This window comes from Labrys sp. KB_33_2 (assembly GCF_052114505.1).
Taxonomy (GTDB): domain Bacteria; phylum Pseudomonadota; class Alphaproteobacteria; order Rhizobiales; family Labraceae; genus Labrys.
Map to the genome: position 1 here is coordinate 1 of NZ_JBFREW010000025.1, position 26,366 is coordinate 26,366.

The window sequence follows — 26,366 nt, forward strand, 5'->3', positions numbered from 1 at the left end:
CTGTTGTAGTGAACAGCCACCGCCTTGGCGCCCTGCGCCGCCAGATCGCGCGCCAGAAGCCCGCCCAGATTCTTGGCGCCTCCGGCAATCAACGCCACTTTTCCCTTGATGCTGTGATCGGCCATGCTGGATCTTCCTGTTTGTGAAGGGGGAGGCTAATGGAAGGTCAGCTTATCGTCTTGAATTTCGATATAAAGCTGCCCATTTGAACATGACATGTTAGGATCTCGTACCAATCTGGTATCAGGCCGTGGACCGCATCGACCTCTTCCGTATCTTCGTTCGCGTCGTCGACAGTTCGAGTTTCACGCGCGCCGCCAACACGCTGGGGCTGCCGCGCCCCTCGGTCTCGGCAGCCATCAAGGATCTGGAAGCCCGCATGGGCGCGCGCCTGCTGCATCGGACCACCCGTAAGGTCGCCCCCACTCAGGATGGACTGGCCCTCTATGAGCGTTGCCTGCGCCTGCTCTCCGATTTCGAAGAGACCGAAGGTCTGTTCCGGCAGGCTGCAGTCGGCCCGGCGGGGCGCCTGCGTGTCGACCTGCCCGGGCGCATCGGCCGGTTGATCGTGGCTCCGGCCTTGGCCGAGTTCCTCGATCTCTATCCCGAGATCGACGTCGATCTCGGGGTGACCGACCGCACCGTCGACCTGGTCGAGGACAGCCTCGACTGTGTGCTGCGGGTCGGCTCTCTCAGCGATTCAGGGCTGATCGCCCGTACCATCGGCGAATTGCCCCTCATCAATGTTGCCAGCCCTACCTATCTCGCGCGTCATGGCGTGCCCCGCAGCCCCGAAGATCTCGACGAGCACCTGGCCGTCAACTATGCCTCGCCCAGCACGGGGCGGGTCGAGCCCTGGGAATGGTTGGCTCAAGGCGCGGTCCAGACGCGTTCGGTGTGCAGCCGCGTCGTCGTCAACGGCGCGGAAGCCTATATCGCCTGCTGCCTGGCGGGTTTCGGCCTGATCCAGATCCCGGCCTATGACGTGAAGCGCCATATGGCGGCAGGTGAGCTCGTCGAGGTCATGCCCGATTACCGCGCTGCCTCCATGCCGATGACGCTGCTCTTTCCGCATCGCCGGCATTTCTCGCGCCGCGTGCAGTTGTTCGCGGACTGGCTCGAGGCCCTGCTCCGGCGCGAAGTGCTGACGCCGTAGAGCCCGTTATTCCAGCCCGAAACGCAGGGCCCAGGCCGCCGCCACCGTGCCGAGCACGATGGAAAACAGCGTCATGGCCGACAGCAGCAGGAAGGGCGGCAGGAAGGGCATCGGGCCGGTAATCGCGGCGGTGGCGGCGGCCACCCCGAAGATCAGTACGGGGATGGTGAGCGGCAGGATCAGGATAGAGATCAGCATGCCGCCACGCCTGAGCGCCACGGTCAACGCCGCGCCGATGGCACCGAGAAAGGTGAGCGCCGGCGTGCCCACCAGCAAGGTCAGCGTCACGGCCGCAAGGCCCTTGCCAGGCAGATTGACGAACAGGCCGAGCAGCGGCGTGGCGATGACCAGCGGCAGCCCGGTGGTTACCCAATGCGCCAGCGCCTTTACCGCTACGGCCAGTTCCAAGGGGGGCCCGCCGAGATGGATGAGGTCGAGCGACCCGTCGTCGAGATCGGCCTGGAACAGGCGATCGAGGCCGAGCAGCGTTGCCAGCAGGGCCCCGAGCCAGAGCACAGCCGGGCCGATACGTGTGAGCAGATTGAGGTCGGGACCGACACCGAAGGGAATGACCGTCACCACCGCAAGGAAGAAGATGACGCCGACCGGCGCGCCACCGCCGGCCCTGACAGCCAGCCGCAATTCCCGCACGAACAGAGCCCCGAGCGCACTCATGCCGTACCGATCGCCAGCGTCCGGCTCGGTGCGAGACCGAGATCGCCATGGGTGGCGGCCAGGATCAGTCCTCCACCCTGGAGATGCTCGCCCATCACCTCGGCAAGACGGGCCTGGGTGGTGCTATCGAGAGCCGATGTCGGCTCGTCCAAAAGCCAGACCGGCCGCCGGGACACCAGGAGCCGGCAAAGGGAGAGCCGGCGCTTCTGGCCGGCCGAGAGATAGGCTGCGGGCAGGTCGATGAGATGCTCGATGGCTAGGATATCGAGGGCATCCTCGATCGAGCGATCGGCATCGCCGTAATAAGCGCGCCAGAAGCCCAAATTCTCGCGCACGCTCAGGGAGGGCTTCAGGGCATCGGCATGGCCACAATAATGCATGTGCTCGGCGGGCGTCTTCTCGGCACCGCCGCCATCCAGGCGTATCCGCCCGTCCCGGCGCGGCACCAAGCCGGCGATCACCCTGAGCAGGCTGGATTTGCCGGCCCCGTTGCGGCCCGTTACCGCAACGAGGTCGCCGGCACCGGCGGAAAAGCCGACCCCTTCGAACACGAGCCGCCCGCCCCGCTCGCAGGCGAGGTTCTCGATCGTCAGGCGCAGGGGCGAGGCATTGCTCACACGACGCCGATGTTCAGGAGGTCGAGCATATGGACGACACCCACGGGCCGTCCGCCTTCCACGGCGAACAGCACGGCGATGCGTCTGGAGTCCATCACCTCCATGGCTTGGCTGACCAGGGCATCGGGGCGGATGATCTTGGGTGTACGTGTCATGATGTCGTCGACCCGCCGAGTCATCAAATCGTCGCTCATATGGCGCCGGAGGTCACCATCCGTGGCGATACCGATCAGCGCGCCGGACGCATCGACGACGCCGACACTGCCGACTCCCTTCTTCGACATCACCAGGATGGCCTCCGACATCAGCGTGCCCTCGGCGACCAGCGGCACCGCGTCGCCGGTACGCATGACGTCGCGCACGAATTTGAGCGAAGCGCCGAGCTTGCCACCGGGATGGAAGACACGGAAATCGGCGGCGGTGAAGCCGCGCGTTTCCAGCATGGCCATGGCCAGGGCGTCACCGAGCGCCAAGATCATCAGGGAAGACGTCGTCGGCGCCTGGCCGTTCGGGCAGGCTTCCTTGGCCTGGGGCAGGACCAGCGGCAGGTCCGCCGCCTTGGCCAAGGTGGAACTCGCCACCGAGGTCACCGCGATCAAGGGCACGTTGAAGCGGGTAGCATAGTCGATGATGTCGCCGAGCTCGCGCGTCTCGCCCGACCAGGACAGGGCGATGACGGCATCATCAGCCGTGATCATGCCCAGATCGCCATGGCTGGCTTCGCTCGGATGCACGAAGAAAGCGGGCGTGCCTGTAGAGGCGAAGGTGGCGGCGATCTTCTTGCCGATATGGCCCGATTTGCCCATGCCGGTAATGATGACCCGGCCCTTGAGGCGGGCGACGAGATCGATGCAAGCGCCGAATATGGGGCCGAGATCGCCTTCGATTGCCTGCGCCAATGCTTCCAAGCCGACGCGTTCAGTTGCGATGGTGCGCAGGGCCGATTGCTGCGCCGCCTTCACCATGCCATCACCTTGCTTCAAACCTGCCTCGTCACGATTTGTTTCGCGGCGGTATTTATCACAGAATCAGTAAAGAGAATCAGGATTCGGGAACGCTTTCATGCCCTGCACGCCTTCTAACGTCATCGCGCGCACGATGCGGCTCGGATCCGTTCTGGGCCTCATGATTCTCGGCCTCGCGCTTCCCGGTCTGGCCTCACCCGCCCGCGCCGACGGCTATCTGACCTTCGTTACCGCCTTGTGGCCACGGGCCGAGAAGGCCGGCATTTCCCGCGAGACCTTCGATGCCGCCTTCGCCGGGCTCGGCGTCGATCCCAAGGTGATCTCGCTGGCCGGCACCCAGCCCGAATTCAACCAGACCATCCGCGCCTATGTCGATGCCCGCCTGAGCGCCGACCGCATCGCCCAGGGCAAGGCGATGGCGCAGCGCTGGAAATCATGGCTCGACAAGGCCGAGGAACGCTATGGCGTCGATCGCTACGTCATTCTCGCCATCTGGTCGTTGGAGAGCAATTACGGCGCCTCGCCCGGCAATTCCGACATCATCCGCTCGCTCACCACGCTGGCCTGCTGCACGGCCAAGCGCCCCGAGCTCTTCCGCGACGAATTGATCGATGCCCTCAAGATCCTGCAGGAGCACGACATCACGCCGCGCGGCATGACCGGTTCCTGGGCAGGGGCGCTGGGCCAGGTGCAGTTCATGCCCTCCAGCTTTCTGAAATATGCCGTCGACATGGATGGCGACAACAAGCGCGACATCTGGAACGAAGAACCCGACGTCATCGGTTCGATCGCCAACTATCTCAAGCTGCACGACTGGGATGCCGGCAAGCGCTGGGGCCATGAGGTGAAGCTGCCGGCGAAATTCGATTTCACCGCCATCAATGCTCATGATGGCGGCCCCGTCGGGGCCTGGACCAAGCTCGGCGTCGCCAGGGTCGACGGCAAGCCGTTGCTGGACACCGGCAAGGCTGAAACCGACAAGGCCTGGCTATTCCTGCCAGCCGGTGCCAAGGGACCGGCCTTCCTGATCTTCCAGAACTATTGGGCGATCAAGACCTACAACATCTCCGATTCCTACACGCTCTCTGTCGGGTTGCTCGCCGACCGTATCCGCGGCATCCCCTCGCTGCAGGGCCGCTGGCCGTCGCAGGAAACCACGCTCAACCGCGCACAGATCACGGCGATGCAGAAGAAGCTGAAGGCGCTCGGCTATCCCATCGAGACGATCGACGGCAAGATCGGCCCGGCAGCGCGGGCGGCTCTGCGCACCTGGCAGGCCAAGGCAGGGCTGGTGGCCGACGGCTATCCGACCCCGGCAGTGCTGCAGAAACTGAGCGCGACGCCCTGATGCGTGATAATCTTTCCAGCTAGGGCGTGTCATTCCTGCGAAATCGGAGACCGGCCTTGAAGCAGCGCCTCCTCCTGATCGTCCTGTTCGTGCTCGCCTCCGTCATCCTGTCGCAGCGGCATGTCATGGCGCGCGACAGCGGGGGCGACACGCCGGGGCAGGCCCTGCGTCAATATCAGGAGATGCAGAACAAGGTGCGCCAGCAGAACGCCCGGCCGGCGCCCGTACGGCGCACCAAGGTCCGGGCTTCGCCCTTCGCCCTGCCCAAACCCGCCAAGGTGGCGCCGGCACCAGCCGTGCCGCCTTCCTCCTTCGTGCATGTCATCGGCGATTCGATGGCGGATCAGCTCGCCGCCGGATTAACGGACGTCCTAGACGATCGGCCCGACATCGCCATCATCCGCAATGTCAAAGCCGATAGCGGCCTGGTGCGCAACGACTTTTACGACTGGAACAAAGGCATCGCCGATCTGCTCGCCGCCAATGCCCAGATCGATGCCGTGGTGATCCTGATCGGCTCCAACGACCGCCAGACCATCCGGGATGACGGCACCCGCTTCGAGCCGCAATCAGAGGAATGGGAAGCCGCTTATCGCAAGCGCATCGACGCCCTGATCGCGCCTCTGAAAGCCCGCGGCATCAAGATCTTCTGGGTCGGCTTGCCGCCGATGCGCAGCGACGTGCTCAGCGCTGCCATGGTACGGTTCAACAGCCTCTATCGCAGCCAAGTGACGGCGGCGGGCGGCCTCTATGTCGACATCTGGGACGGTTTCGTCAATTCGGACGGATCCTATGCCGCCAGCGGCACCGGGCTCGACGGCCAGCCGGCCCGCCTGCGCAAGGCCGATGGCGTACACTTCTCCGATGAAGGCGCCAAGCTGGCGGCGCATTTCCTCGAAAGCGATCTGAGGCGCCTGCTTGGCGAGGCGCCGCCAGCACCGATGGTAGCAACCGCCCCAGTCGCTGAACCCACCCCCGATACGCCCGGGGACTCTCCGGCCGAAAAGCCCGAATACGGGCCCGTCCTGCCGCTCGACGCCTATGAAACCGCGCCCGGCGGCCAGTTGCTCGGTGGCGGGGCGCCCAAGCCAGGCGGTGCCGACCCCAGTGTCGCCAGAGTGCTCGGACAGGGCGAAAGCCTGCCTCCCCGTGAGGGCCGCGCCGACGATTTCCGCTGGCCGGCGCAGGCAGTGCCTTAAAGGGAATGCGGACATCCCGGCGGCATGCAGGCACGTCGCGATGTCCGCGCCCTACTCATCGCCGCGCGGTGTCGAGCGCCATGCGGGCGGCGAGGCCCATCAGCACCGTGCCCATCAGCCAGCGCTGCACCGTCGTCCACAGCGGCCGGTCCGCCAGGAAGGCGGAGATAGTGCCCGCCATCACCACGAAGCAGGCATTGAAGAAGGCACTGACCAGGATCTGGATCAGGCCGAGCTGCAGGGTCTGGCCGAGCACAGGGCCGGAATGATCCACGAATTGCGGCAGCAGCGAAAGATAGAGTGCGGCGACCTTGGGATTGAGCAGGCTGGTGAACAGGCCCATGCCATAGAGCCGCCGCACCGAATCAGGTTTGAGCGTGCGAATCTCGAAGGGTGAACGTCCGCCGGGCTTGAGCGCCTGCCAGGCCATCCAGGCGAGATAGGCAGCACCGGCGATACGCAGGGCATCATAGGCATAGGGCACCGCGAACAGCAGCGCGGTGATGCCGAAGGCCGCCAGCAGCATATAGATCACGAAGCCGGTGACGACACCGGTGAGCGAGATCGACCCCGCCAGACGGCCCTGGCAGATCGAGCGCGAGACCAGATAGGCCATGTTGGGGCCGGGTGTCAGCACCATGCCGACGGCAATGGCGGTGAAGGCGAGGACGGTCGTGAGGGAGAGCATGGGGGGCCTCGGTTTTCCCTTCCTACGTGCGTTACGCCCATCCGTACAAGCATCCACGCGAGTTCATCATCACTTTGAATGGACACGTCAAAATCCGTGATGGCAGGAATGGTGCGGCGATCGTCTCAGCCCCGTCTCTCGATGGAACGAGACCGGCGTGAAAGGTGGCGCGTGAATATCGGTCTGAAGACCGGCACACCGAAAAAGGCGGGCCCGAAGGCCCAATGCAGTTCGCTGAAAGAGGAAACGCTACGATTCGTCATTGCCGGGTCAAGCCCGACAATGACGAAGATCGTGCAAACTCGAAGACGCTTAAGTGAACGGCATTGGGCCCGAAGACCCGGTCCCTCAGCGCGGCAGCGTCGTCGCGCCCATCAGCGCCTCGTCGATGGCACGGGCGGCCTGGCGGCCTTCGCGGATGGCCCAGACCACCAGCGACTGGCCGCGCCGCATGTCACCGGCGGCGTAGACCTTGTCCATCGAGGTGCGGTAGTCCCGATCGGTGGCGGCGATATTGCCCCGCTTGTCGAGCTCGACACCCGACTGGTCGATCATGCCGGCCTTGATCGGTCCGGTGAAGCCGAGGGCGATGAAAACCATATCGGCGCGCAACACGGTCTCCGTGCCCTCGATCGGCCGGCGCTTCTCGTCGGCACGGGCGATCTTGACGCCGATGACCCGGCCATTCTTGCCGACGATACCGAGCGTCACCGCCTGGAATTCGCGCTCGGCACCCTCGGCCTGCGAGGAGGAGGTGCGCATCTTGGTCGGCCAATAGGGCCAGATCGCCAGCTTGTCTTCCTTCTCGGGCGGACGGGGCCGGATGTCGAGCTGCGTCACCGAGATGGCGCCCTGTCGGAAGGAGGTGCCGACACAGTCCGACGCGGTGTCGCCGCCGCCGATCACCACGACATGCTTGCCGGTGGTCAGCAGCGGTTCTTCCTTGGAGATGTCCTCGCCACCGACGCGGCGGTTGCTCTGCACCAGATACGGCATGGCGAAATGGACGCCTTCGAGCTCGGCGCCCGGCAGGGTGGGATCGCGCGGGGTCTCGGCGCCACCCGCCATCAGCACGGCGTCGTGGCCGGCCTTGAGGTCGGCGAAGCTCATGGTCACACCGATATTGACGCCATAGTGAAAGGTGACGCCCTCGGCCTCCATCTGGCGCACGCGGCGCTCGATATGGTGCTTCTCCATCTTGAAGTCCGGGATGCCGTAGCGCAGCAGGCCGCCGGCGGCGGGCTCGCGCTCATAGACATGCACCTCGTGGCCGGCGCGGGCGAGCTGCTGTGCACCCGCCAGACCCGCCGGGCCGGAGCCGACGACGGCCACCTTCTTGCCGGTCTTCACCTTGGCGATCTCGGGCTGGATCCAGCCCATGGCCCAGGCCTTGTCGGCGATCGACTGCTCGATCGTCTTGATGGTTACAGGCACATCCTCGAGGTTGAGCGTGCAGGCTTCCTCGCAGGGCGCCGGACAGATGCGGCCGGTGAATTCCGGGAAGTTGTTGGTGGTGTGCAGGTTGCGCGCCGCCTCCTCCCAGTCGTCGTGATAGACGAGGTCGTTCCAGTCCGGGATCTGGTTGTTGACCGGACAGCCCGTCGGGCCATGGCAATAGGGCACGCCGCAATCCATGCAGCGCGCCGCCTGCTTGGCGACATCCTTGTCGTCGAGCGGAAGGGTGAATTCGCGGTAGTGGCGGATGCGGTCGGCGGCCGGAATATACTTCTGGTCCTGCCGATCGATCTCGAGAAATCCTGTTGCCTTGCCCATACTAAGTCCTCCGGTCGAACCGGATGCGCGCCGCGCTATCCGGGGCCGTTGTCAAAAGATCAATGTCGCGGACTTCGGTATCCGCGACGATGCCGAAATCACTCCGCCGCCATCATGGTGCGGGCTTTTTCCATCTCGCGCAGGGCACGGCGATATTCGACCGGCATCACCTTGACGAAGCGGGTGCGATAGGTCGCCCAATCGTCCAGCATGGCCTTGGCAAGCGTCGAGCCCGTATAATGCAGGTGGTTCTCGATCATCTTGCGCAGGCGCTCCTCGTCATAGCGGCCCATGTCGCCGGAGACGTCGATGCGGCCTTTGAACTCGAGGTCACCGCCATGATGGTGGAGGCGCTCCATCAAATCCTCTTCCTCTTCCACCGGTTCGAGATCGACCATGGAGAGGTTGCAGCGTTTGGCGAAGCTCTGGTCCTCGTCATAGACATAGGCGACACCGCCCGACATGCCGGCCGCGAAGTTGCGGCCCGTCTGGCCGAGCACGACCACCACGCCGCCGGTCATGTATTCGCAGCCATGGTCGCCGGTGCCCTCGACCACCGCTGCGGCGCCCGAATTGCGCACCGCAAAGCGCTCGCCCGCCACACCGCGGAAATAGCACTCGCCGGAAATAGCGCCGTAGAGCACGGTGTTGCCGATGATGATCGACTTCTCCGGCACGGCCTGGGTCTCGGGGCTCGGCTTGATGATGATGCGGCCGCCGGAAAGGCCCTTGCCGACATAGTCGTTGGCCTGGCCCACCAGCGTCAGGTCGATGCCCGCCGCCAGGAAGGAGCCGAAGCTCTGGCCGGCCGTGCCTGACAGATTCACCTTGATGGTGCCGTCGGGCAGGCCTTCATAGCCGTAGCGCAGGGCGACTTCGCCCGAGAGCATGGCACCGGCCGTGCGATCGACATTGGTGATCTTGCCCTCGATGGTGACCTCGCGGCCATAGTCGAGCGCCGGTGCCGCCTCGGCGATGAAACCGCGGTCGAGCACGGTATCGATCGGGTGCTTCTGCTTCTCCTCGTGGCGGATGCCGACATTGGCCGGCACGTCCACCTTGTGGAAGAGCTTGGTGAAATCGAGTCCCTTGGCCTTCCAGTGCTCGATGGCATCCTGCTTGTCGAGCAGGTCGGAGCGGCCGATCAACTCGTCGAGCTTGCGGAAGCCGAGCTCGGCCATCAGCTCGCGCACTTCCTCGGCGACGAAGAAGAAGTAGTTGATGATGTGCTCGGGCGTGCCCTTGAAGCGCTTGCGCAGCACGGGGTCCTGCGTCGCCACGCCCACCGGGCAGGTATTGAGGTGGCACTTGCGCATCATGATGCAGCCGGCCGCGATCAGGGGCGCGGTGGAGAAGCCGAATTCGTCCGCCCCGAGCAGCGCGCCGATGACGACGTCGCGGCCAGTCTTGAGCCCGCCATCGACCTGCAGGCGCACGCGCGAACGCAGGCGGTTGAGTACCAGCGTCTGCTGGGTCTCGGCTAGGCCGGTTTCCCAAGGACTGCCGGCATGCTTGATCGAGGTCAGCGGCGAAGCGCCTGTGCCGCCTTCGAAGCCGGAGATGGTGATATGGTCGGCGCGGGCCTTGGCGACACCGGCGGCGACGGTGCCGACACCGACTTCCGAAACCAGCTTGACCGAGACGTCCGCCGCCGGGTTGACGTTCTTCAAATCGAAGATCAGCTGCGCCAGGTCCTCGATCGAATAGATGTCGTGATGCGGCGGCGGCGAGATCAGGCCGACGCCCGGGGTCGAGTGGCGCACCTTGGCGATGACGGCATCGACCTTGTGCCCGGGCAGTTGGCCGCCCTCGCCGGGCTTGGCGCCCTGCGCGACCTTGATCTGCATCATGTCGGCATTGACCAGATATTCGGCAGTGACGCCGAAGCGGCCCGAGGCGACCTGCTTGATGGCCGAGCGCTTGGAGCGCCCGTCCGGCAGGGTCTTGAAGCGCTCGGCTTCCTCGCCGCCCTCGCCGGTGTTGGACTTGCCGCCGATGGCGTTCATGGCGATGGCCAGCGATTCATGGGCCTCGCGCGAGATCGAGCCGAAGGACATCGCGCCGGTAGCGAACCGCTTTACCAATTCGCTCGCGGGCTCGACCTCGGCCAGGGGCACCGAGGCCATGCCGCGCTCACCAGCCGTCTTGATGCGGAACAGGCCACGGATGGTCTGGAGCTGGCCGTTCTGCAGATTCACCGTATCGGCAAAGTCGCGATAGCGGTCCTGCGCATTGTTGCGCACGGCATGCTGCAGCGTGGCGACGCTGTCCGGTGTCCAGACATGGTCCTCGCCGCGGATACGGTAGGCGTATTCACCGCCGACATCGAGCGCGTTGCGAAAGATCGGCGCGTCCGAGAAGGCGTCCTTGTGGCGTGACACGGCCTCGGCAGCGACCTCGTTGAGGCCGACGCCCTCGATCATGGTGGCGGTGCCAAAGAAGAACTCGTCGACGAAGGCCGAAGAGAGGCCGATGGCGTCGAAGATCTGTGCGCCACAATAGGACTGGTAGGTCGAGATGCCCATCTTGGACATCACCTTCAGCACGCCCTTGCCGATCGACTTGATGTAGCGCTTGACCACCTCATATTCGTCGACTTCCTCGGGGAATTCGAGCTGGGCGTGAAGCGTGGCCAGCGTCTCGAAGGCGAGATAGGGGTTGATCGCCTCGGCGCCATAGCCGGCAAGGCAGCAGAAATGATGGATCTCGCGTGCCTCGCCGGTCTCCACCACCAGGCCTGCCGCGGTACGCAGCCCCTTGCGGATGAGGTGATGATGCACGGCCGCCGTCGCCAGCAGCGCCGGGATCGGGATGCGGTCCGGGCCGGTCTGGCGGTCGGACAGGATGATGATGTTGTAGCCGCCATGCACCGCCGCCTCGGCGCGCTCGCATAGCCGCTCGAGCGAACCGCGCATGCCGTCCGCTCCCTGGATGGCCGGATAGGTCATGTCGAGCGTCTTGGTGTCGAAACGCTCCTCGACATGGCCGATGCAGCGGATCTTCTCCAGGTCCTCATTGGTGAGGATGGGCTGGCGTACCTCCAGGCGCTTCTTGCGGGAAGTGCCCTCGAGGTCGAGGATGTTCGGGCGCGGTCCGATGAACGACACCAGGCTCATCACCAATTCCTCGCGGATCGGGTCGATCGGCGGGTTGGTGACCTGGGCGAAGTTCTGCTTGAAGTAGGTGTAGAGCAGCTTCGACTTGTCGGAGAGCGCCGAGATCGGCGTATCCGTGCCCATCGAGCCGACGGCCTCCTGGCCGGTGGTCGCCATCGGCGGCAGCAGCAGCTTGATGTCTTCCTGGGTGTAGCCGAAGACCTGCTGGCGATCGAGCAGCGACACGTCGGTGCGCGAAGCGCGCGCTTCCACCGGGCGCAGATCCTCCAGCACGATCTGGGTGCGCTTGAGCCAGTCGCGATAGGGATTGGCAGTGGCGAGCGAGGCCTTCATCTCGTCGTCGGAGACGATGCGGCCTTCCTCCAGGTCGATCAGCAGCATCTTGCCGGGCTGCAGGCGCCACTTCTCGACGATGTCGGCCTCGGGAATCGGCAGCACGCCGAATTCGGAGGCGAGCACGACAAGCCCATCCTTGGTGACGAGATAGCGGGCGGGCCTGAGGCCGTTGCGGTCGAGCGTAGCGCCAATCTGGCGGCCATCGGTGAAGACCACGGCGGCCGGCCCATCCCAGGGCTCCATCAGCGCGGCGTGGTATTCGTAGAAGGCGCGCCGGTCCTCGGACATCAGCGGATTGCCCGCCCAGGCCTCGGGGATCAGCATCATCATGGCGTGGGCGAGCGAATAGCCGCCCTGCACCAGGAATTCGAGCGCATTGTCGAAGCAAGCCGTGTCGGACTGGCCTTCATAGGAGATCGGCCAGAGCTTGGAGATGTCGTTGCCGAACAGCTCGGAATCGACCGAGGCCTGGCGCGCCGCCATCCAGTTCACATTGCCGCGCAGCGTGTTGATCTCGCCGTTGTGCGCGACCATGCGGTAGGGGTGGGCCAGCGTCCAGCTCGGGAAAGTATTGGTCGAGAAGCGCTGATGCACCAGGGCGATGGCGCTCTGGAAGCGCTCGTCGGTGAGGTCCTTGAAATAGTCGCCGAGCTGAGTGGCGAGCAGCATGCCCTTATAGGTGATGGTGCGGCTGGACACCGAGACCGGATAGAAGCCTGCCGTCACCGGCCGGCGCTCCACATCGTTATAGATGACGTTGGAGATCACCTTGCGGATGATGAACAGCCGGCGCTCGAACTCGTCCTGATCGGGCGTGGCGGCCGAACGGCCGATGAAGGCCTGCATGTGGATCGGCTCGGTCGGCAGCACGCTTTCGCCCAGGCCCGAATTGTCCACGGGCACGGCGCGCCAGCCGAGGAACACTTCGCCTTCCTCGGCCACGATCTTCTCGACCACGCGCATGGCATGCACGCGGCCTTCCTCGTTGCGCGGCAGGAAGAAGAAGCCGACGGCATAATCGCCCGGCGCCGGCAACTCGAAGCCCAGCGTGGCGCATTCGGCGGCGAAGAAGTCGTGCGGGATCTGCACGAGCATGCCGCAGCCGTCACCCGCCTTCGGATCGGCGCCGACGGCGCCGCGATGGTCGAGATTGTGCAGGATCTGCAGCGCCTGCGCGATGATTTTGTGGCTCTTGCGGTTCTTCATATCGGCGATGAAGCCGACGCCGCAGGCATCCTTCTCATTGGCGGGATTGTAGAGGCCCTGGGCTTCGGGCAGGCCAGGATCGCGCAGCACCAGGCTGCGCGTATCCAGATCAGGCGTTCGGCGGTCTTTCGTCACGGTGGCATTCGTTTTCGTCGCAGCATCGATCGCCGCCGCCGAAACCGTCTGCTGTCCGTGTTGGAAGATCGCGCTCATCGCCTGTTTCCTCTTCGCCTCAGTCACCTGTTGGATATCAAGTCCCGGGCGGTTCTACCGCATCCGTTCCTTCGACACCTGTCAACGCTCACCACCGGACGCAGTCCGATGAACCGCAGGAGGGAGCCAGATGCATTGATCTCGCCCTGCCCCGCTTCCCAGCTTCACACACTCGCCCGCTCATCGCCTGCCCTTGCAAGGGTCGGGCCGCGACTATGCCGCCGGATTGTGAAAGCTGTCACTCAATTGTGCACCGCTCCGCGCTGAAACGCGAGAGCGGCGTTCTTGCCATACGGCCAAGCCGGGCCTGTGGGCCATCTTCGGCTGGTCCGCGGGCCGCCGACCCGAAGGCAGCGGCATCCACAATGGGACAGCATAGCTGTCCTAATATGGAGGGCTGACATCGCATGATTCCAAGCTGGGGACAAGCACATAAAAGCGGCAGCGCGACTTTTTCTTGCGTGGGACCCCAGCACGATAGCAAGAAACGAGATGTGATCACATCACGGAGAGACAGAGTGTTCTGAAAAATCGCCATTATGGCGAGATCTTGTCAAGCGATGCGAAAGTGCTTCGCACCCAGCGAGGCATGAAAACGATCTCGCCCGCCCTATCCCCGCAACCCCAGCACCCTTCTCACGATGATCGGCAAGGCGATCGCCGCCACCAGCAAGACGCCGAGGATAACGGCGATGACGATGCCGGGAACGTTGATCAACGTCAGGCCGAAGGTGGTGAGGCCGAGCACGAAGACCGCGATTACCACGCCCGGCATGGTGCCCGAGCCGCCGGCGATCGAGATGCCGCCCAGCACCACCATGGTCACCACTTCGAGCTCCCAGCCCAGCGCAATGTTGGGCCGGGTCGAGCCGATGCGGGCGGTGAGCAGGGCCGAAGCGAGCCCGGACAGAAGCCCCGTCAGCACGAAGATGAGGAAGCGGATGCGATTGACCGGAATGCCCGAAAAACGTGCCGCCACCGGGTTGTTGCCGATGGCATAGAGCATACGCCCCCACACGGTGAAATGCAGCGCGACGGTGAAAAGCACGGCCAGGACCAGGAACAGGATGAAGGCTAGATAAAGCGGCGGCTCCTGGATGATGTAGAGTTGGGCGAGGTTGGTGTATTCCTCCGGATAGGTGGTGATCGCCTGGTCGCCCAGCACGACCTGGGCAATGCCGCGATAGAGCGACATGGTGCCGATGGTAACCACGATCGACGGCAGGCCGAAGCCGGTGACCAGCCAGCCATTGAAGGCGCCGCAGACGATGCCGACACCCAGGCCGATGGCGATCAGCATAGCAGGCCCATAGCCCGCCTGCGCGCCATAGCCGATAGCGAGCGAGGCCAGAGCCACGATCGCGGCGACGGACAGGTCGATCTCCCGGGTGAGGATCAGCAGCGCCATGCCAAGCGCGATGATCGCCTTCTCCGAGAAGTTCTGGGTCATGTCGGAGAGGTTGTAGAGATCGAGGAAATAAGGCGAACCCAGTGCGTTGACCACGATCACCGCCGCCAGCAGCAGGCAGAGGATGGTCTCCCAGCGCAGCAGGCGGTCCGCCAGCGTCCGGGGCGCGCGGTCGAGCACCTGATAGCGGGCCGTGTCCGTCATCAGCGGGCTCCTTCTCTGGCGGCGGCGCGGCGGCGCGCCTCGGGCAGGATCAGCTTGCCGCCCTTGTGCTCGGCGCGGGCGTTGACCACCACGGCCGCCAGGATGACCGCGCCCGAGATCGCCATCTGCCAGAAAGGCGAGACGTTGATCACCGGCAGGGCGTTGACCACCACGCCCAGGAACAGCGCCCCAAGCAAAGCGCCGCTGACCGAGCCGATACCGCCGCCGATCGAGACGCCGCCGATCACGCAGGCCGCGATCACGCTGAGCTCATAGCCGAGCGCGATTTCCGTATAGGCGATGCCGAAGCGCGCCACCCACAGATAGCCGCACAAGCCTGAGATTGCGCCGGAAAGCGTGAAGACCAGCAATTGCTGGCGGGCAAGATCGATGCCGCAATAGCGCGCCGCCACCGGATTGCCGCCCACCGCATAGAGCCCTCGGCCGATGGTGGTGCGCCCGAGGAAGAGGGCCATTGCCGCCGCCACCGCGATGGCGAACCAGACCAGGCTCGAAAGGCCGAGGAAGGTGGCGTGCGGAAAGTTCAGGAAGGCCGGCGTCATCTTGTCGGAGCTGATCCACTTGCCGCCCGAGACGATGAAGACGAGGCCGCGATAGATGGCGAGCGTGCCCAGCGTCACAACGATGGGGGGAATGCCGACGAAGGCGATGAACACGCCGTTGACGAAGCCGAAAAAAGTGCCGACGGCGATGGCGATCAGAATGATCAGGCCGATCGGCAGGTCGGGCGCCGCGATCGAGGCGAGAGCGGCGACCATGCCGCTGAGCGCCAGATTGGCCGCCACCGAGAGGTCGATGCCACGAATGAGGATCACCGTCATCTGGGCGAGCGCCAGCATGGCGAGGATGGCGGTATCCTTGAGCACGCCCATCAGGCTGTCGGCCCCGAGGAAGACCGGCGCCCTTATGCCGATGGCAAGGACCATGCCTGCAACGATGAGGGCGAGGATGATCTCGCGGCCATAGCGGCGCCACAGGGCCTTCATGCCAAGCCTTCCTGTCATGCCTGGCCTCCCGTGGCGGCCGTGACGATGGCGGCGGCGTCCATCTCGGCCCGTGCGAACTCCTTCACGATGCGGCCCTCGTGCATCACCAGGATGCGATCGGACATGCCCATCACCTCCGGCAGTTCGGAGGAGATCAGCACCACGGCGAGGCCTTCGGCCGCCAGGTCCACCATGAAGTCGTGTACAGCGGCCTTGGAGCCGACGTCGATGCCCTTCGTCGGCTCGTCCAGGACGATGACCTTGGGATTGGTGGCAAGCCATTTGGCGATCACCACCTTCTGCTGGTTGCCGCCGGACAGCTCCTGCAGCTTCTGGTCCCAGGAGGCGGCCTTCACCGCGAGCCTGGTGCCGAAGCGGCGGGTATCGGCGATCTCCGAGCGCAGGCTGAGAAAGCCGAGGCGGGCATGACGCATCAGGCTGGCCAATGTGGTGTTCTCGCGCACGCCGAACGGCAGCACGGCGCCCTGGCTCTGGCGGTCCTCCGGCACATAGGCGATGCCGGCGGCGATGGCATCGGCGGGGCTTTTGATGGCGCGGGCCTTGCCACGCACGAGGATCTCGCCCTTCTCGGGCCGGGAGAGCCCGAACACCGCCTGCATGGCCTCGGACCGGCCGGCGCCGACCAGCCCGTAGAGGCCGAGGATCTCGCCTTGGCGCAAGGTGAAGGAGATGTCGGCGAATTCGCTCTCATTGGCGAGGCCCCTGACCTCGAGCGCGACGTCGCCGATCGGCACCTCGCGCTTGGGAAAGACCTGGTCGATCGAGCGTCCGACCATCAGGCGGACGAGTTCGGCGGAGGTGGCCTCGCTGATCGCGCCATCGCCGACATATTCGCCGTCCCGCAAGCAGAGCCAGCGATCGGCGACACGGAAAATTTCCTCGAATTTGTGGCTGATGAACAGGACCGCCCGTCCCTCAGCCTTGAGCTGGTCGATGATGCGGAAGAGATCGTCGATCTCGCGGGCCGAGAGTGCCGCCGTCGGCTCGTCCATGATGACGATGCGCGCCTCATGCGACAAGGCGCGGGCGATCTCGACCAGATGCTTCTGGGCCACGCTCAGGGCTTTCAGCGGCTCGCCCGGATCGATATCGGCATCGAGACGCTTGAGCAGTTCGCGCGTCCGCGCATGCACAGTTCCCCAGTCCACCAGCCCGCCGGCACCCTTCGGCATATGCCCCATGAAGACGTTCTCGGCGACCGAGAGTTCGTCGAACATGATGGTTTCCTGGTGGATCGCGGTGATGCCGGCCGCCCAGGCATCGCGAGGGCTCGAAAAGCGCACGGCCTGCCCGCCGACCCGGATCTCGCCCTCATCCGGCGTGTAGATGCCGGTAAGGATCTTCACGATGGTGGACTTGCCGGCCCCATTCTCCCCGAGCAGCGCCGTGACCTCACCGGGATGAAGGGCGAGACGCACATCATGCAGCGCCCGCACGCCGGGAAAACGCTTGGAGATGCCGGAAAGGGAGAGCAGGGGGGTGGAGGTCATAGGGATCCGCGCCGGGAGCGAGCCTTCTCCACGAAGTGGGGAAGGTGTCAGTGCGAAGCACTGACGGATGGAGTGTGGCGGGCAGCGCGCCGAGCTTAACGAGATGGCACCACGGTCGCGCAAGTCTCCGAGAGAACATCGCGCTGCCCGCCACACCCCACCCGACCCGACTTCGTCGGGTCACCCTCCCCGGCTCCGCTGGAGAGGGCCAGTCGCACCGCTCTGGGCACGGTGGAATGAGCCGCCGCTGTCTTCCTCAGAAGATCTTGGCGAATTTCTCGACATTCGCCTTGTCGAAGGTGAAGGGTTCGCCCATCACCGCCTCGCCGTCCTCGCCGATCTTGGTCTCGCCCATGCGGCCCATTTTCACGGTTGAGCCGGGCTTGGCGTCCTCGCCGCCGATGATGCCGGCCAGGATCTGCGTGGCCGAATAGCCGTAATCGACCGGATTCCAGATCGCGAACGAGTCGCAGGCACCCTTGAGCACGGCATCCTTCATTTCCGAAGGCAGGCCGAGGCCCGTGATGAAGACCTTGCCGGCAAGGCCGCCGTCGATGATCGCCTTGGCGCCGGCGCGGATGCCGATGGTGGTGGGCGAGATCACGCCCTTGAGATTGGGATGCGTCTTCACCAGGCCCTGCATCTCGCGATAGGACTTGTCGTCCTGGTCATCGCCATAGACGGTATCCACCAGCTTGAGCTTGGCGTATTCGGGCTTCTCCCACTCCTTCTTCATCGCCGCGATCCAGGAGTTCTGGTTCGTCATGGTCGAAGCGGCGGAAAGGATGGCAACCTCGCCCTCGCCCTTGAGGGTCTTGGAAATCATCTGCACCTGCTTGGCCCCGATCATATCGGTGGAGGAAGCGTTGAGGTGCATGATGCGCCCGCCCTTGGCGATGGCGCTGTCGAAGGAGATCACCTTGATGCCGCGCTGCGCCGCCTTCTTGCCGACCGGAACCAGCGCATTGGCGTCATTGGCGGAGACGATGATGCCGTCGACCTTCTGGGCGATCAGGGCATCGATCACCGCGATCTGGTCCTCGGCCGTCGCCTTGGTGGGGGCGGTGTAGATGATCTCGATGCCGCCGAGTTCCTTGGCCGCCTGCTGCGCGCCGTCGCGGCAGGCATCGAAATAGGAATTGCCGAGATTCTTGACCACCAGGGCGATGCGCTTGTTGGCGGCGAAAGCCGGCGTGACCGCGCCGAGCGGCAGGGCGCTCGCCAGCAGCGAACCACCCAGGATCTTCAAGGCGCTGCGACGAGATTGATCGTCGAACATGTCGTTCCCTCCACATTGCCAGCCGGCTCTTGCCGGTCTGTCTGCCTGCGGGCGGCTTAACGGCCGGACTTGGCCACCGACTCTCCCGCGCAGAGGCGCCATTCATGCCCGCCTCGCCGGCGAATGCAAGAGTCGGCTGTAATTTGTCTGATTAATTTTGGCAGGACAGTGACCGCCCTGCTAGAGCCCTGCGCGCGAATGTCTTGATGACCGTGATGCCAGTCGCTACGACAGTCGAAGCCCTCCCTCTCTCGTCACATTGCTCATGGAACCTATGACTTCCCTTCCTTCCTTTGCGGCCTGGACCGTCTGCGGCATCGACGAACTCGATCAGTTCAGCGGCTCCGGCATCAGCCATGTGCTTTCGATCGTGGACCCGCACTGGCCCGAGCTAAGTGCCTTCGGTACCTATGGCGTACATCAGCGCACCATTCTGCAATTCGACGACATCATCGATCCGCTCGCCGGCAAGGTCATGCCGGCACGCGAGCACATGGCCGAAATTCTGCGTTTTGCCCGCGACGAGGCCGGCGCCCTCCTCATTCCCGAACGCCTGCTGGTGCATTGCCATATGGGCGTTTCGCGCTCGACCGCAGCCATGGCCTCGCTGGTCGCCCGCTCCGATCCGAGCCTGTCGGGGGATGAGATCTTTGCCCGCCTGCGCACGATCCGCCCGCAAGCCTGGCCCAATTCCGTGCTGATCGGCTTTGCCGACGAGCTTCTCGGCCGGGGCGGACGCCTCACGCAGGCTCTTCGCCGGCATTATGCCTTCCAGATACGGCACCGTCCCGACATGGCCGATTGGATGGTCAGGCTTGGGCGTGGGCGCGAGGTCGAGATGGCCGCCTAAGGCTGGCGGCGCCTTGCGGCTCGCATCACGCCGCTGACGGAAGCGTCGCCCGCCATTCGGCTCTGTAACGCAGCAGGGCCCCGGCGTCGCCATAGGCCGTTGCCGGTTTTGCCGGCTCCCGCGCCGGCATGTCGGGCCAGGTGGCGAGAAGGGAGGTACCGTAGGCGGTGCCGGAACTGTCGAGGCTGGGCAGCACCGCCTGCCCCGGGCGCAGTGCCGCGAGCAGGCTGCAGTAGACGGGATTGGCGGCAAAGCTGCCCTCGATCAGCAAGGGCCCGCGGTCAGCACCGAGCGCCTCCAGCAGATAATCGGTCAGGAGCACGCAATAGAGGCTGGCGAGCGCCGCCCGCATGCCCTCGCCGGCCGGCAGCATGCCCCGGATCGCGCCGGGATGACCCGGAAAAGGGCCGCCATTGGGTACGAAACTCGGCAGCGCCAACACGCCCGCCGCCATCACGGCCGCGGCATCGGCAAGCGAGCAGGACGCGGACGCGCCATCGAGGATCACGGCATATTCCCGCCCGCCCATGAATTTGGCCGCCGGCACCGGCCGGGCCTCGACATCGGCATAGGCCTGCATGTCCCTGGTCGCGTCGAGCCGGTCGGGATCGGCTCCCAGCGCCATGATCACCGCCCAGGTACCAGAGGAAACCAAGGTAAAGGGCGGCTCGAAGGTGATCAGATGCGGCAGGATCGAGCCGTTGGAATCATGGATGCCGGCACGCACCCGCACCGTGTCGGGCAGGCCGGTTTCGGCCTGAATCTCGGGTCGCAGCGGGCCGAGCACGGCATAGGCCGCGATCGGCGGCGGAAACAGCGCCTCCCAGCCACGGCTGACAACCAGCGAGGACAGGCGCCTTTCACGGACGGCCCACAGGTCGGAATGGCCGCCGATACCGGTGACCTCGTTGCGGGCGATCCCGGTAAGGCGCCAGGTGAAATATTGCGGATAGGGCACGATGTGCCTGACGCGCGCGAATTCTTCGGGATGACGCAATTGCTGGTAGAAGATCTGCTTGCCCGAATTGAGCCCCGCCGACATCGGCGGCGACAGGGTCTCGGCAAAAGGCGGCCGGAACGACGCATACTCGGCCTCGACCTCGCCGACGCCCTCGAACTCGTAATCCATCACCGGCAGGGCCAGATCGCCTTCGCCGATCAGAGCCATGGCGGCGCCATGGGTGGTGACGGCGATATCCGCGATGGCGTGTTCGGCACCGGCCTTGCGCAGCCCTTCCATCAGGAACCGCCAGATCGTCTCGACATCGGCATGTGGATAAGGCGGGCCGGCCAGTGGCCGGTTCGGCATCGAGGCCTGCCAGAGGCTGGTGGCGCCGTCGAACAGGACCAGCTTCACATTGGTCTTGCCGACATCGAGCACGGCGGTGACGGACATGGTCGGCTCGCTAAGCTCTTTGCGATTTGACGGGATCGGCAGGCATCGCAAAACGCGTCGAAACAAGGAGTTGGAGCAGGTGTCGATCGCTCAATACAGATCAGCGTATTTGTCGAAATTCTTGGCGTCGACCACGAAGGGGCGCAGCGTGGCGACGCTGTTCTCGCCGAGGGAGATCTGGCCGAGGCGGCCGGCGGTAAGCATGCTGCCCGTGCCTGGCGCCATGGTGTTCCTGGCCAGCGCCGCGGCAATCTGCATGGCGGCATAACCGATATCCACCGGATTGGCCGTGGCGAAGCATTCCACGGCCTTTGCCGACATCGCGGCCTTCAGCGTGGCCGGGCGGCCGAAGCCGGTGACGAAGACCTTGCCGGCAAGGCCCCTGTCGGTGACGCATTGCGCCGCGCCCACCAAGGCTGCCGGGCTGAAGACCAGCAGGCCCTTGAGATTGGGACGCTGCCTCAGCACGAAGTCCGCGGCGGCATAGCCGGCCTTTTCGTCATCATTGCCATAGAGCGTGTCGGCGAGTTTGAGCTTGCCATAGGCCGGCTTGAGCCATTGCTGCATGGTCTCAGAAACCAGCCCCTGCCCGTCCGCGCCATTGCGCCCGCCGGCCAGGATGGCGATGTCGCCGCCATCCTTGGCGTCATCGGCCAGCATCGCCAAGAAGCTTTCCGCCTTGCCGCGATTGCTGACGGGATCGACATGGGCCATGCGCGAATTCGCCGGCAGGGCTTGCTCGAAGGAGACCACCTTGATGCCGCGGATCATGGCGCGCTTGCACAGCGGCGCCAGCAGGCCGGCATCAACAGGGCTGATCAGGATGGCATCCACCTTCTGCTTCACGAAGCCGTTGATGAACAGGGCCTGCTCGCGCACCTGGCGCTTTTCCGGCGCGGCGACGGCCATGTCGAGATTGCCGATCTGCGTCGCGGCCTCCTGGGCCCCATCGGCGCAGGCCTTGTAGAAGGGATCATCCTTGACGGGCACGATCACTCCGATCCGCAGCCTCCCCTCGGCCGCCGGCAACACCGGCGTCGGATCCGGCTTGGGCTTTGGCTTGGGATTGGGCGCCGAAAAAGCGGTCGATGACATGCCGGCCAACCCCAGGCCCCCCAGCAGCGTGACGATCTGGCGGCGGCTGAAGGTGTCGGTCATGGGAACTCCGTCCGGGAATGCTGCGAAAACGGCAAAATACGCCACAGGCCCGATCGAACGGCCGGGCCGGCAACGAGAGCGACCGAATCACGGCCGCGCTTATCTCATCACATGCCATGATCTTTGCAATCACGGCGTTACCGCAGGCTCGGTCTGAGGCGATTCCGGGATCGTCTCCTCACGCCATCAGTTCGCGGGCCTGGCGCCCGGCCGCCTGCAGCACCTCATAGACCTTGAACTTCTTCTCATGGAACGCACGGATCTCGCTTTGGCCGGGCGCATAGGTGGCTCCCAAAGCGGACATGCCGCTCATCGCCTCGGCCAGCGCGGGATAGGCCTTGCCGGCGACGGCGCCGAGCATGGCCGCGCCGAGCAGGACGGGTTCGAGCGTCTCGGCCACCGCAACCTCGATGCCGGTGGCATCGGCGATGATCTGGCGGACCAACGGGCTCTGGGCCGCGCCGCCCGAGATGATGATCTGCTGGAGCACGATGCCCTTGGCCGCCATCGCCTCGACGATCTGCCGCGCGCCATAGGCCAGGCCGCAGAGCCCCGCGACATAAAGCCTGACCAGGCTGTCGAGATCATCTTCGAGATCCAGCCCCGCGATCACCGCGCGGGCATCCGGATCGGCGTGGGGAGCACGATTGCCGAGGAACTCGGGCACGACGTGGATGCTGCGTGCCAAAGTGGCGTCGCCGGCGAGATTGGCCTGCGCCTCTAGCCAGGCCAGCAGCGGACGCCCGGCGGTGTCGGCCCGCTCCACAGCCTGGGCATAGGCCGGATGCAAGGTGAGGAGATGGTCGAGCGCCGCACCGGCGGCCGACTGCCCGCCCTCGTTCAGCCAGAGGCCCGGCACCATCGCCGAGAAATAGGGCCCCCAGACGCCCGGCACGAAGGCGGCCTCGCGCGTACTTGCCATAGTGCAGGCCGAGGTGCCGAACACATAGGCGAGGCGCCCCGTCACATCGGCGCCCTCGCCGTCCTTGCCGGCCGCGCCGACGGTGCCGATGCCGCCGGCATGGGCATCGATCAGGGAAGCGCCGACGGGAATGCCCGCCGTCAGGCCGAGATCGGCGGCGGCTGCCTCGGTCAGGCCGGAACCGAGCGGTGTGCCGACATCCACGATGGTGTCGCCGATGCGGGCAAAACCTTCGTCGGCGAGTGCGCCCAGGCCGATCTTGTGGAAATAACCGGCATCCCAGCGCTTCTCATGCGCCAGATAGGTCCATTTGCAGGTGACGGTGCAGACCGAGCGCGACAGCGATCCGGTGGCGCGCCAGCTCAAATAATCGGGCAGATCGAAGAAATAACCGGCCGCCGCGAAGACCTCCGGCTTGTGTTCCCTCAGCCAGAGCAGCTTGGGCGTCTCCATCTCGGGCGAGATCACGCCACCGACATAGCGCAGCACCTCTTCGCCGGTCTCGTTGATGCGCCGGGTCTGGTCGAGCGACCGATGGTCCATCCAGACGATGACGTTGCGATTGGGATCGTCGGAGGGGCCGACGGAAAGCGGCTCGCTTTGCTTGCCCACCACCACCAGGGAACAGGTCGCGTCGAAGCCGATGCCGGCGATGGCGCCTGGCTCGACCGCGGCCTCGGCCAGCGCGCCCTTCACCGCCACACAGACCGATTGCCAGATGTTCTCGGAGGACTGTTCGACGATATCGCCAGCCTCGTGCCAGATGGTGATCGCCTGTTTGGCCGAACCGAGCAGCTTGCCCTTGGCGTCGAACACGCCGGCCCGCGCCGAACCCGTGCCCACATCGACCCCGATGAAATATTGATCGCCCATGTCGCGGCTCGCTCCCGGATGTCCTGCAGCCTTTTGGCTGCTCTGAGCATTCAGCTTAAAGGGGTGCCCCGGCTTGGCAACCTCGATTGGCGGGCGCGGCTGATACGAATTTCACCCAGCGCCATTGCTTTTCGGTCGGAACACAAGCGGATTGTGCGCGCGACACCGTGCAAACGGCAAGCATTGGGATCGAACAGGCAAGGGCATAGGCCCGGAACGGCTCGCCACAGGCGATTGCCTTTTGACCAACAAAGAGCGTCCCCGCCGCACCGCCGGCGTTTTGCAACTGCCGCTACGCCGAACTGCGGCGCACCACTTCAAAACCGATATCGACGATCCGCACGGGAACCGTCTCTTTGCGTATGCGCGCTAGTATCAATTCGCCAGCGCGCGTCCCAATGTCACGCCCGGCGATGCGTATCGTGGTGAGATCAAGGCCACTTGGCTGAGCGATCGCGAAATCGCCAAAGCCGGCGACGGCGAGCGCTCGCGGTGTCTCGATGCCACGCCGCTGCGCGGCCAGCAGCACACCAGCAGCGATGGCATCGAGCGAGCAAAACACGGCATCGGTATCGGGAAAACGGGCAAGCAACTCATCGAGGAGCACCGGACCGCTTTCCATGCCGGTGACCACAGCGGCAACGGCAATTTCGCGTAGCGCTATGCCCAGAGCCGCCAATGCGCTGCGATAGCCCTCGCGCCGCTGCAGGCCGCGCTGATCATTCTCGTCACCAGGACCGATGAAACCGATGCGCCGATAGCCATAGCCATGCAGCGCCATCGTCATCGCGCGACCAGCAGCCGGATTGTCGAAGCCGACCGCCATGTCGACCGGCTCGGCCGGCAGTTCCCAAGTCTCCACGACGGGCACGCCAGCTGTGCTCAGCAAGCGGCGGGCGCGGGGGGTATGCAGCGTACCGGTCAACACGACTCCATCGGGACGACGGCCGAGGATCGCGCGCAGCAAACGCTCCTCGTCGGCCGCCGAATAATCCGACGAGCCGAGCAGAATGGAAAAGCCTGCTGCTTCGACGCAGCGCGTGAGGCCCGCAATGGTCTGTGAGAAAATCGCGTTCTCGAACGTCGAGACCACCGCGGCGATCAACCCACTACGCCGTGCGGCAAGACTGCCGGCCAGGAGATCTGGCACATAGTCCAGTTCGGCCATCGCCGCTTCGATACGGGCACGTGTTGTCGCCGCGACAAGCTCAGGCGTGCGTATAGCGCGCGACACGGTCATCTGCGAAACGCCAGCGCGTTCCGCCACATCATCCATGCGGAGCCTGCGTTCTGTTTTGGGGTGTGGTTTGGGGTCTGCCATGCGCCTTTTTTCAAATTATTCGCTTCGGCGCATCACGGCGCAAGAGACCGACCCCGCCTCGTATTATTTTTCCTCTCACAACTCAACGCGCTTGACTCAAGATTATGTTACCGCAAACATGTTTGCGCAATCATGTTTGCGCAAACAGGCACTATCCGTTCGAGGAAGAAACGCCGTGCCGCAAGGAGGAAAAATGCTCAGTGAAGCCCAAATCCAGGCCTATCACGACGATGGCTACATTCTTGTCGAGGATGTTGTTACGGGCGCGGAGCTCGAAGAACTGCGACGTCTGACCTATGAGAAGATCGATCAATCGCGGGCCGTCTCGGTGAGCGATGAGGTGTTCGACCTCGACGATGGGCACTCAAAAGACAATCCGAAGTTGACGCGCATCAAGATGCCGCACATTCAGATGCCCGCGTTCTGGGACATATTGAAATCCAGCAAATTCCGCTCGGTTCTGGAAGCCCTTCTTGGTCCGGCCGTGCGCTTGCAGACCTCGAAGCTCAATACGAAGGCACCAGGCGGCGGGGCCGCCGTCGAATGGCACCAAGACTGGGCGTTCTATCCGCACACCAATGATGACGTGCTGGCAATCGGCCTCATGCTTGAGGACGTCAGGGAAGAAAGCGGTCCATTGCTCGTCATACCGGGCACGCACAAGGGCCCGATACTCAGTCACTTCGTCAACGGCGTATTCGCCGGCGCAATCGATCCGAGCGACCCGCTGTTCGAGAAGGACAAGATCGTCACGCTGACCGGCAAAGCCGGTTCGATGACGGTACATCATTGCCGTACATTGCATGGGTCCGCGCCGAACGTGTCTGATCGGGCGCGCCTCATCTGTTTCTATGAGATGTGCGCGGCCGATGCCTGGCCACTCGCGGGTGGCGCAGGCGCCTTCCTCAACATGAACCAGCGCCAAGTCTATGACGCAGTGCAAAGCCGGATCATCTTCGGCGAGCAGACGATGCGTCCGCGTCTGAAAGACGTACCTGTACTCCTGCCGTTGCCGCCGGCGCCGGACGCGTCGTCGATCTTCAAGACTCAGAAGAGCGCGGGCGCGGTCAGCGCCTTCGCCAAGGCAGGTCAGAAGGACGAGCGCGCAGCATAGCCGTGCCGTGCCCCTGTGCGTAAAGCGCAGC

General features: G+C 64.7%; 19 protein-coding genes and 1 pseudogene. 5 read left to right on the top strand and 15 right to left on the bottom strand.

The window, feature by feature from the left end; genetic code table 11:
- Positions 1 to 125, bottom strand: a pseudogene (locus tag AB4037_RS31280) (SDR family oxidoreductase); the annotation flags it as partial.
- A 125-nt stretch (positions 126 to 250) separates the two neighbouring features.
- Between AB4037_RS31280 and AB4037_RS31285 the strand changes: the two are divergent.
- Positions 251 to 1,156, top strand: a complete 906-nt coding sequence (locus tag AB4037_RS31285; RefSeq protein ID WP_441774193.1) for a LysR family transcriptional regulator — start codon at positions 251 to 253, stop codon at positions 1,154 to 1,156.
- 6 nt (positions 1,157 to 1,162) lie between these two features.
- Here AB4037_RS31285 and ccmB read toward each other — a convergent pair whose 3' ends face one another.
- From ccmB to AB4037_RS31300, 3 genes are read right to left on the bottom strand one after another with little or no spacing between them, the layout of a single operon-like run.
- On the bottom strand, positions 1,163 to 1,831 hold the full coding sequence (gene ccmB / locus AB4037_RS31290; RefSeq protein ID WP_434959123.1) for a heme exporter protein CcmB: 669 nt from the start codon (positions 1,829 to 1,831) through the stop codon (positions 1,163 to 1,165).
- Positions 1,828 to 2,430: a heme ABC exporter ATP-binding protein CcmA gene (gene ccmA / locus AB4037_RS31295; RefSeq protein WP_441774241.1), complete on the bottom strand. Its 603-nt coding sequence runs from the start codon at positions 2,428 to 2,430 to the stop codon at positions 1,828 to 1,830. The genes ccmB and ccmA overlap by 4 nt, the downstream gene beginning before the upstream one ends.
- 14 nt (positions 2,431 to 2,444) lie before the next feature.
- On the bottom strand, positions 2,445 to 3,413 hold the full coding sequence (locus AB4037_RS31300) for a KpsF/GutQ family sugar-phosphate isomerase (RefSeq protein ID WP_441774242.1): 969 nt from the start codon (positions 3,411 to 3,413) through the stop codon (positions 2,445 to 2,447).
- Positions 3,414 to 3,510: 97 nt separating this feature from the next.
- Here AB4037_RS31300 and AB4037_RS31305 point away from each other — a divergent pair, with 97 nt between their 5' ends.
- Positions 3,511 to 4,761 carry a lytic murein transglycosylase gene (locus tag AB4037_RS31305; protein WP_441774194.1) on the top strand — a complete coding sequence of 417 codons (1,251 nt, stop codon included), beginning with the start codon at positions 3,511 to 3,513 and terminating at the stop codon, positions 4,759 to 4,761.
- A 56-nt stretch (positions 4,762 to 4,817) separates the two neighbouring features.
- On the top strand, positions 4,818 to 5,960 hold the full coding sequence (locus tag AB4037_RS31310; RefSeq protein ID WP_434959121.1) for an SGNH/GDSL hydrolase family protein: 1,143 nt from the start codon (positions 4,818 to 4,820) through the stop codon (positions 5,958 to 5,960).
- 55 nt (positions 5,961 to 6,015) lie between these two features.
- On the opposite strand, the gene AB4037_RS31315 is transcribed toward AB4037_RS31310, so the two are convergent.
- From AB4037_RS31315 to rhaS, 7 genes are all read right to left on the bottom strand, one after another.
- Positions 6,016 to 6,648 carry a LysE family translocator gene (locus AB4037_RS31315; protein ID WP_441774195.1) on the bottom strand — a complete coding sequence of 211 codons (633 nt, stop codon included), beginning with the start codon at positions 6,646 to 6,648 and terminating at the stop codon, positions 6,016 to 6,018.
- Between the two features lie 348 nt (positions 6,649 to 6,996).
- Entirely contained in the window at positions 6,997 to 8,421 is a 1,425-nt protein-coding gene (locus tag AB4037_RS31320; RefSeq protein ID WP_441774196.1) for a glutamate synthase subunit beta, read from the bottom strand.
- Positions 8,422 to 8,519: 98 nt separating this feature from the next.
- Entirely contained in the window at positions 8,520 to 13,292 is a 4,773-nt protein-coding gene (gltB, locus tag AB4037_RS31325) for a glutamate synthase large subunit (protein ID WP_441774197.1), read from the bottom strand.
- A 610-nt stretch (positions 13,293 to 13,902) separates the two neighbouring features.
- The gene (locus AB4037_RS31330) at positions 13,903 to 14,904 is read right to left on the bottom strand and encodes an ABC transporter permease (protein ID WP_434959117.1); all 1,002 of its coding nucleotides are present in this window, start codon (positions 14,902 to 14,904) and stop codon (positions 13,903 to 13,905) included.
- Complete coding sequence (locus tag AB4037_RS31335; RefSeq protein WP_434959116.1) at positions 14,904 to 15,929, bottom strand: ABC transporter permease; 1,026 nt, start codon at positions 15,927 to 15,929, stop codon at positions 14,904 to 14,906. The genes AB4037_RS31330 and AB4037_RS31335 overlap by 1 nt, the downstream gene beginning before the upstream one ends.
- On the bottom strand, positions 15,926 to 17,422 hold the full coding sequence (locus AB4037_RS31340; protein ID WP_441774198.1) for a sugar ABC transporter ATP-binding protein: 1,497 nt from the start codon (positions 17,420 to 17,422) through the stop codon (positions 15,926 to 15,928). The genes AB4037_RS31335 and AB4037_RS31340 overlap by 4 nt, the downstream gene beginning before the upstream one ends.
- Before the next feature lie 256 nt (positions 17,423 to 17,678).
- Positions 17,679 to 18,671 (bottom strand): rhamnose ABC transporter substrate-binding protein, encoded by a 993-nt coding sequence (gene rhaS, locus AB4037_RS31345; RefSeq protein ID WP_394311249.1) that lies wholly within the window; start codon positions 18,669 to 18,671, stop codon positions 17,679 to 17,681.
- Positions 18,672 to 18,975: 304 nt separating this feature from the next.
- Here rhaS and AB4037_RS31350 point away from each other — a divergent pair, with 304 nt between their 5' ends.
- Positions 18,976 to 19,551: a tyrosine phosphatase family protein gene (locus AB4037_RS31350; RefSeq protein ID WP_441774199.1), complete on the top strand. Its 576-nt coding sequence runs from the start codon at positions 18,976 to 18,978 to the stop codon at positions 19,549 to 19,551.
- Between the two features lie 25 nt (positions 19,552 to 19,576).
- On the opposite strand, the gene AB4037_RS31355 is transcribed toward AB4037_RS31350, so the two are convergent.
- From AB4037_RS31355 to AB4037_RS31370, 4 genes are all read right to left on the bottom strand, one after another.
- Positions 19,577 to 20,947, bottom strand: coding sequence for an FGGY-family carbohydrate kinase (locus AB4037_RS31355; protein WP_441774200.1), 1,371 nt, complete (start codon positions 20,945 to 20,947; stop codon positions 19,577 to 19,579).
- Positions 20,948 to 21,037: 90 nt separating this feature from the next.
- Positions 21,038 to 22,105, bottom strand: a complete 1,068-nt coding sequence (locus AB4037_RS31360) for a substrate-binding domain-containing protein (protein WP_441774201.1) — start codon at positions 22,103 to 22,105, stop codon at positions 21,038 to 21,040.
- A gap of 178 nt (positions 22,106 to 22,283) precedes the next feature.
- On the bottom strand, positions 22,284 to 23,900 hold the full coding sequence (locus tag AB4037_RS31365) for an FGGY-family carbohydrate kinase (protein WP_441774202.1): 1,617 nt from the start codon (positions 23,898 to 23,900) through the stop codon (positions 22,284 to 22,286).
- A 292-nt stretch (positions 23,901 to 24,192) separates the two neighbouring features.
- A complete protein-coding gene (locus AB4037_RS31370) occupies positions 24,193 to 25,176 on the bottom strand; it encodes a LacI family DNA-binding transcriptional regulator (protein ID WP_441774203.1) in 984 nt (327 codons plus the stop codon).
- Between the two features lie 238 nt (positions 25,177 to 25,414).
- Here AB4037_RS31370 and AB4037_RS31375 point away from each other — a divergent pair, with 238 nt between their 5' ends.
- Positions 25,415 to 26,335, top strand: a complete 921-nt coding sequence (locus tag AB4037_RS31375; RefSeq protein ID WP_441774204.1) for a phytanoyl-CoA dioxygenase family protein — start codon at positions 25,415 to 25,417, stop codon at positions 26,333 to 26,335.
- The last annotated feature ends 31 nt before the right edge of the window (positions 26,336 to 26,366 follow it).

What these genes read in the sequence shown, in the direction of transcription:
- AB4037_RS31360 (WP_441774201.1), bottom strand. Translation starts at nt 22,105, where the DNA reads ATGACCGACACCTTCAGCCGCCGCCAGATCGTCACGCTGCTGGGGGGC.
- AB4037_RS31300 (WP_441774242.1), bottom strand. Translation starts at nt 3,413, where the DNA reads ATGGTGAAGGCGGCGCAGCAATCGGCCCTGCGCACCATCGCAACTGAA.
- AB4037_RS31350 (WP_441774199.1), top strand. Translation starts at nt 18,976, where the DNA reads ATGACTTCCCTTCCTTCCTTTGCGGCCTGGACCGTCTGCGGCATCGAC.
- AB4037_RS31355 (WP_441774200.1), bottom strand. Translation starts at nt 20,947, where the DNA reads ATGTCCGTCACCGCCGTGCTCGATGTCGGCAAGACCAATGTGAAGCTG.
- AB4037_RS31315 (WP_441774195.1), bottom strand. Translation starts at nt 6,648, where the DNA reads ATGCTCTCCCTCACGACCGTCCTCGCCTTCACCGCCATTGCCGTCGGC.
- AB4037_RS31320 (WP_441774196.1), bottom strand. Translation starts at nt 8,421, where the DNA reads ATGGGCAAGGCAACAGGATTTCTCGAGATCGATCGGCAGGACCAGAAG.
- gltB (WP_441774197.1), bottom strand. Translation starts at nt 13,292, where the DNA reads ATGAGCGCGATCTTCCAACACGGACAGCAGACGGTTTCGGCGGCGGCG.
- AB4037_RS31330 (WP_434959117.1), bottom strand. Translation starts at nt 14,904, where the DNA reads ATGACGGACACGGCCCGCTATCAGGTGCTCGACCGCGCGCCCCGGACG.
- AB4037_RS31335 (WP_434959116.1), bottom strand. Translation starts at nt 15,929, where the DNA reads ATGACAGGAAGGCTTGGCATGAAGGCCCTGTGGCGCCGCTATGGCCGC.
- AB4037_RS31305 (WP_441774194.1), top strand. Translation starts at nt 3,511, where the DNA reads ATGCCCTGCACGCCTTCTAACGTCATCGCGCGCACGATGCGGCTCGGA.
- AB4037_RS31340 (WP_441774198.1), bottom strand. Translation starts at nt 17,422, where the DNA reads ATGACCTCCACCCCCCTGCTCTCCCTTTCCGGCATCTCCAAGCGTTTT.
- AB4037_RS31375 (WP_441774204.1), top strand. Translation starts at nt 25,415, where the DNA reads ATGCTCAGTGAAGCCCAAATCCAGGCCTATCACGACGATGGCTACATT.
- AB4037_RS31370 (WP_441774203.1), bottom strand. Translation starts at nt 25,176, where the DNA reads ATGGATGATGTGGCGGAACGCGCTGGCGTTTCGCAGATGACCGTGTCG.
- ccmB (WP_434959123.1), bottom strand. Translation starts at nt 1,831, where the DNA reads ATGAGTGCGCTCGGGGCTCTGTTCGTGCGGGAATTGCGGCTGGCTGTC.
- AB4037_RS31365 (WP_441774202.1), bottom strand. Translation starts at nt 23,900, where the DNA reads ATGGGCGATCAATATTTCATCGGGGTCGATGTGGGCACGGGTTCGGCG.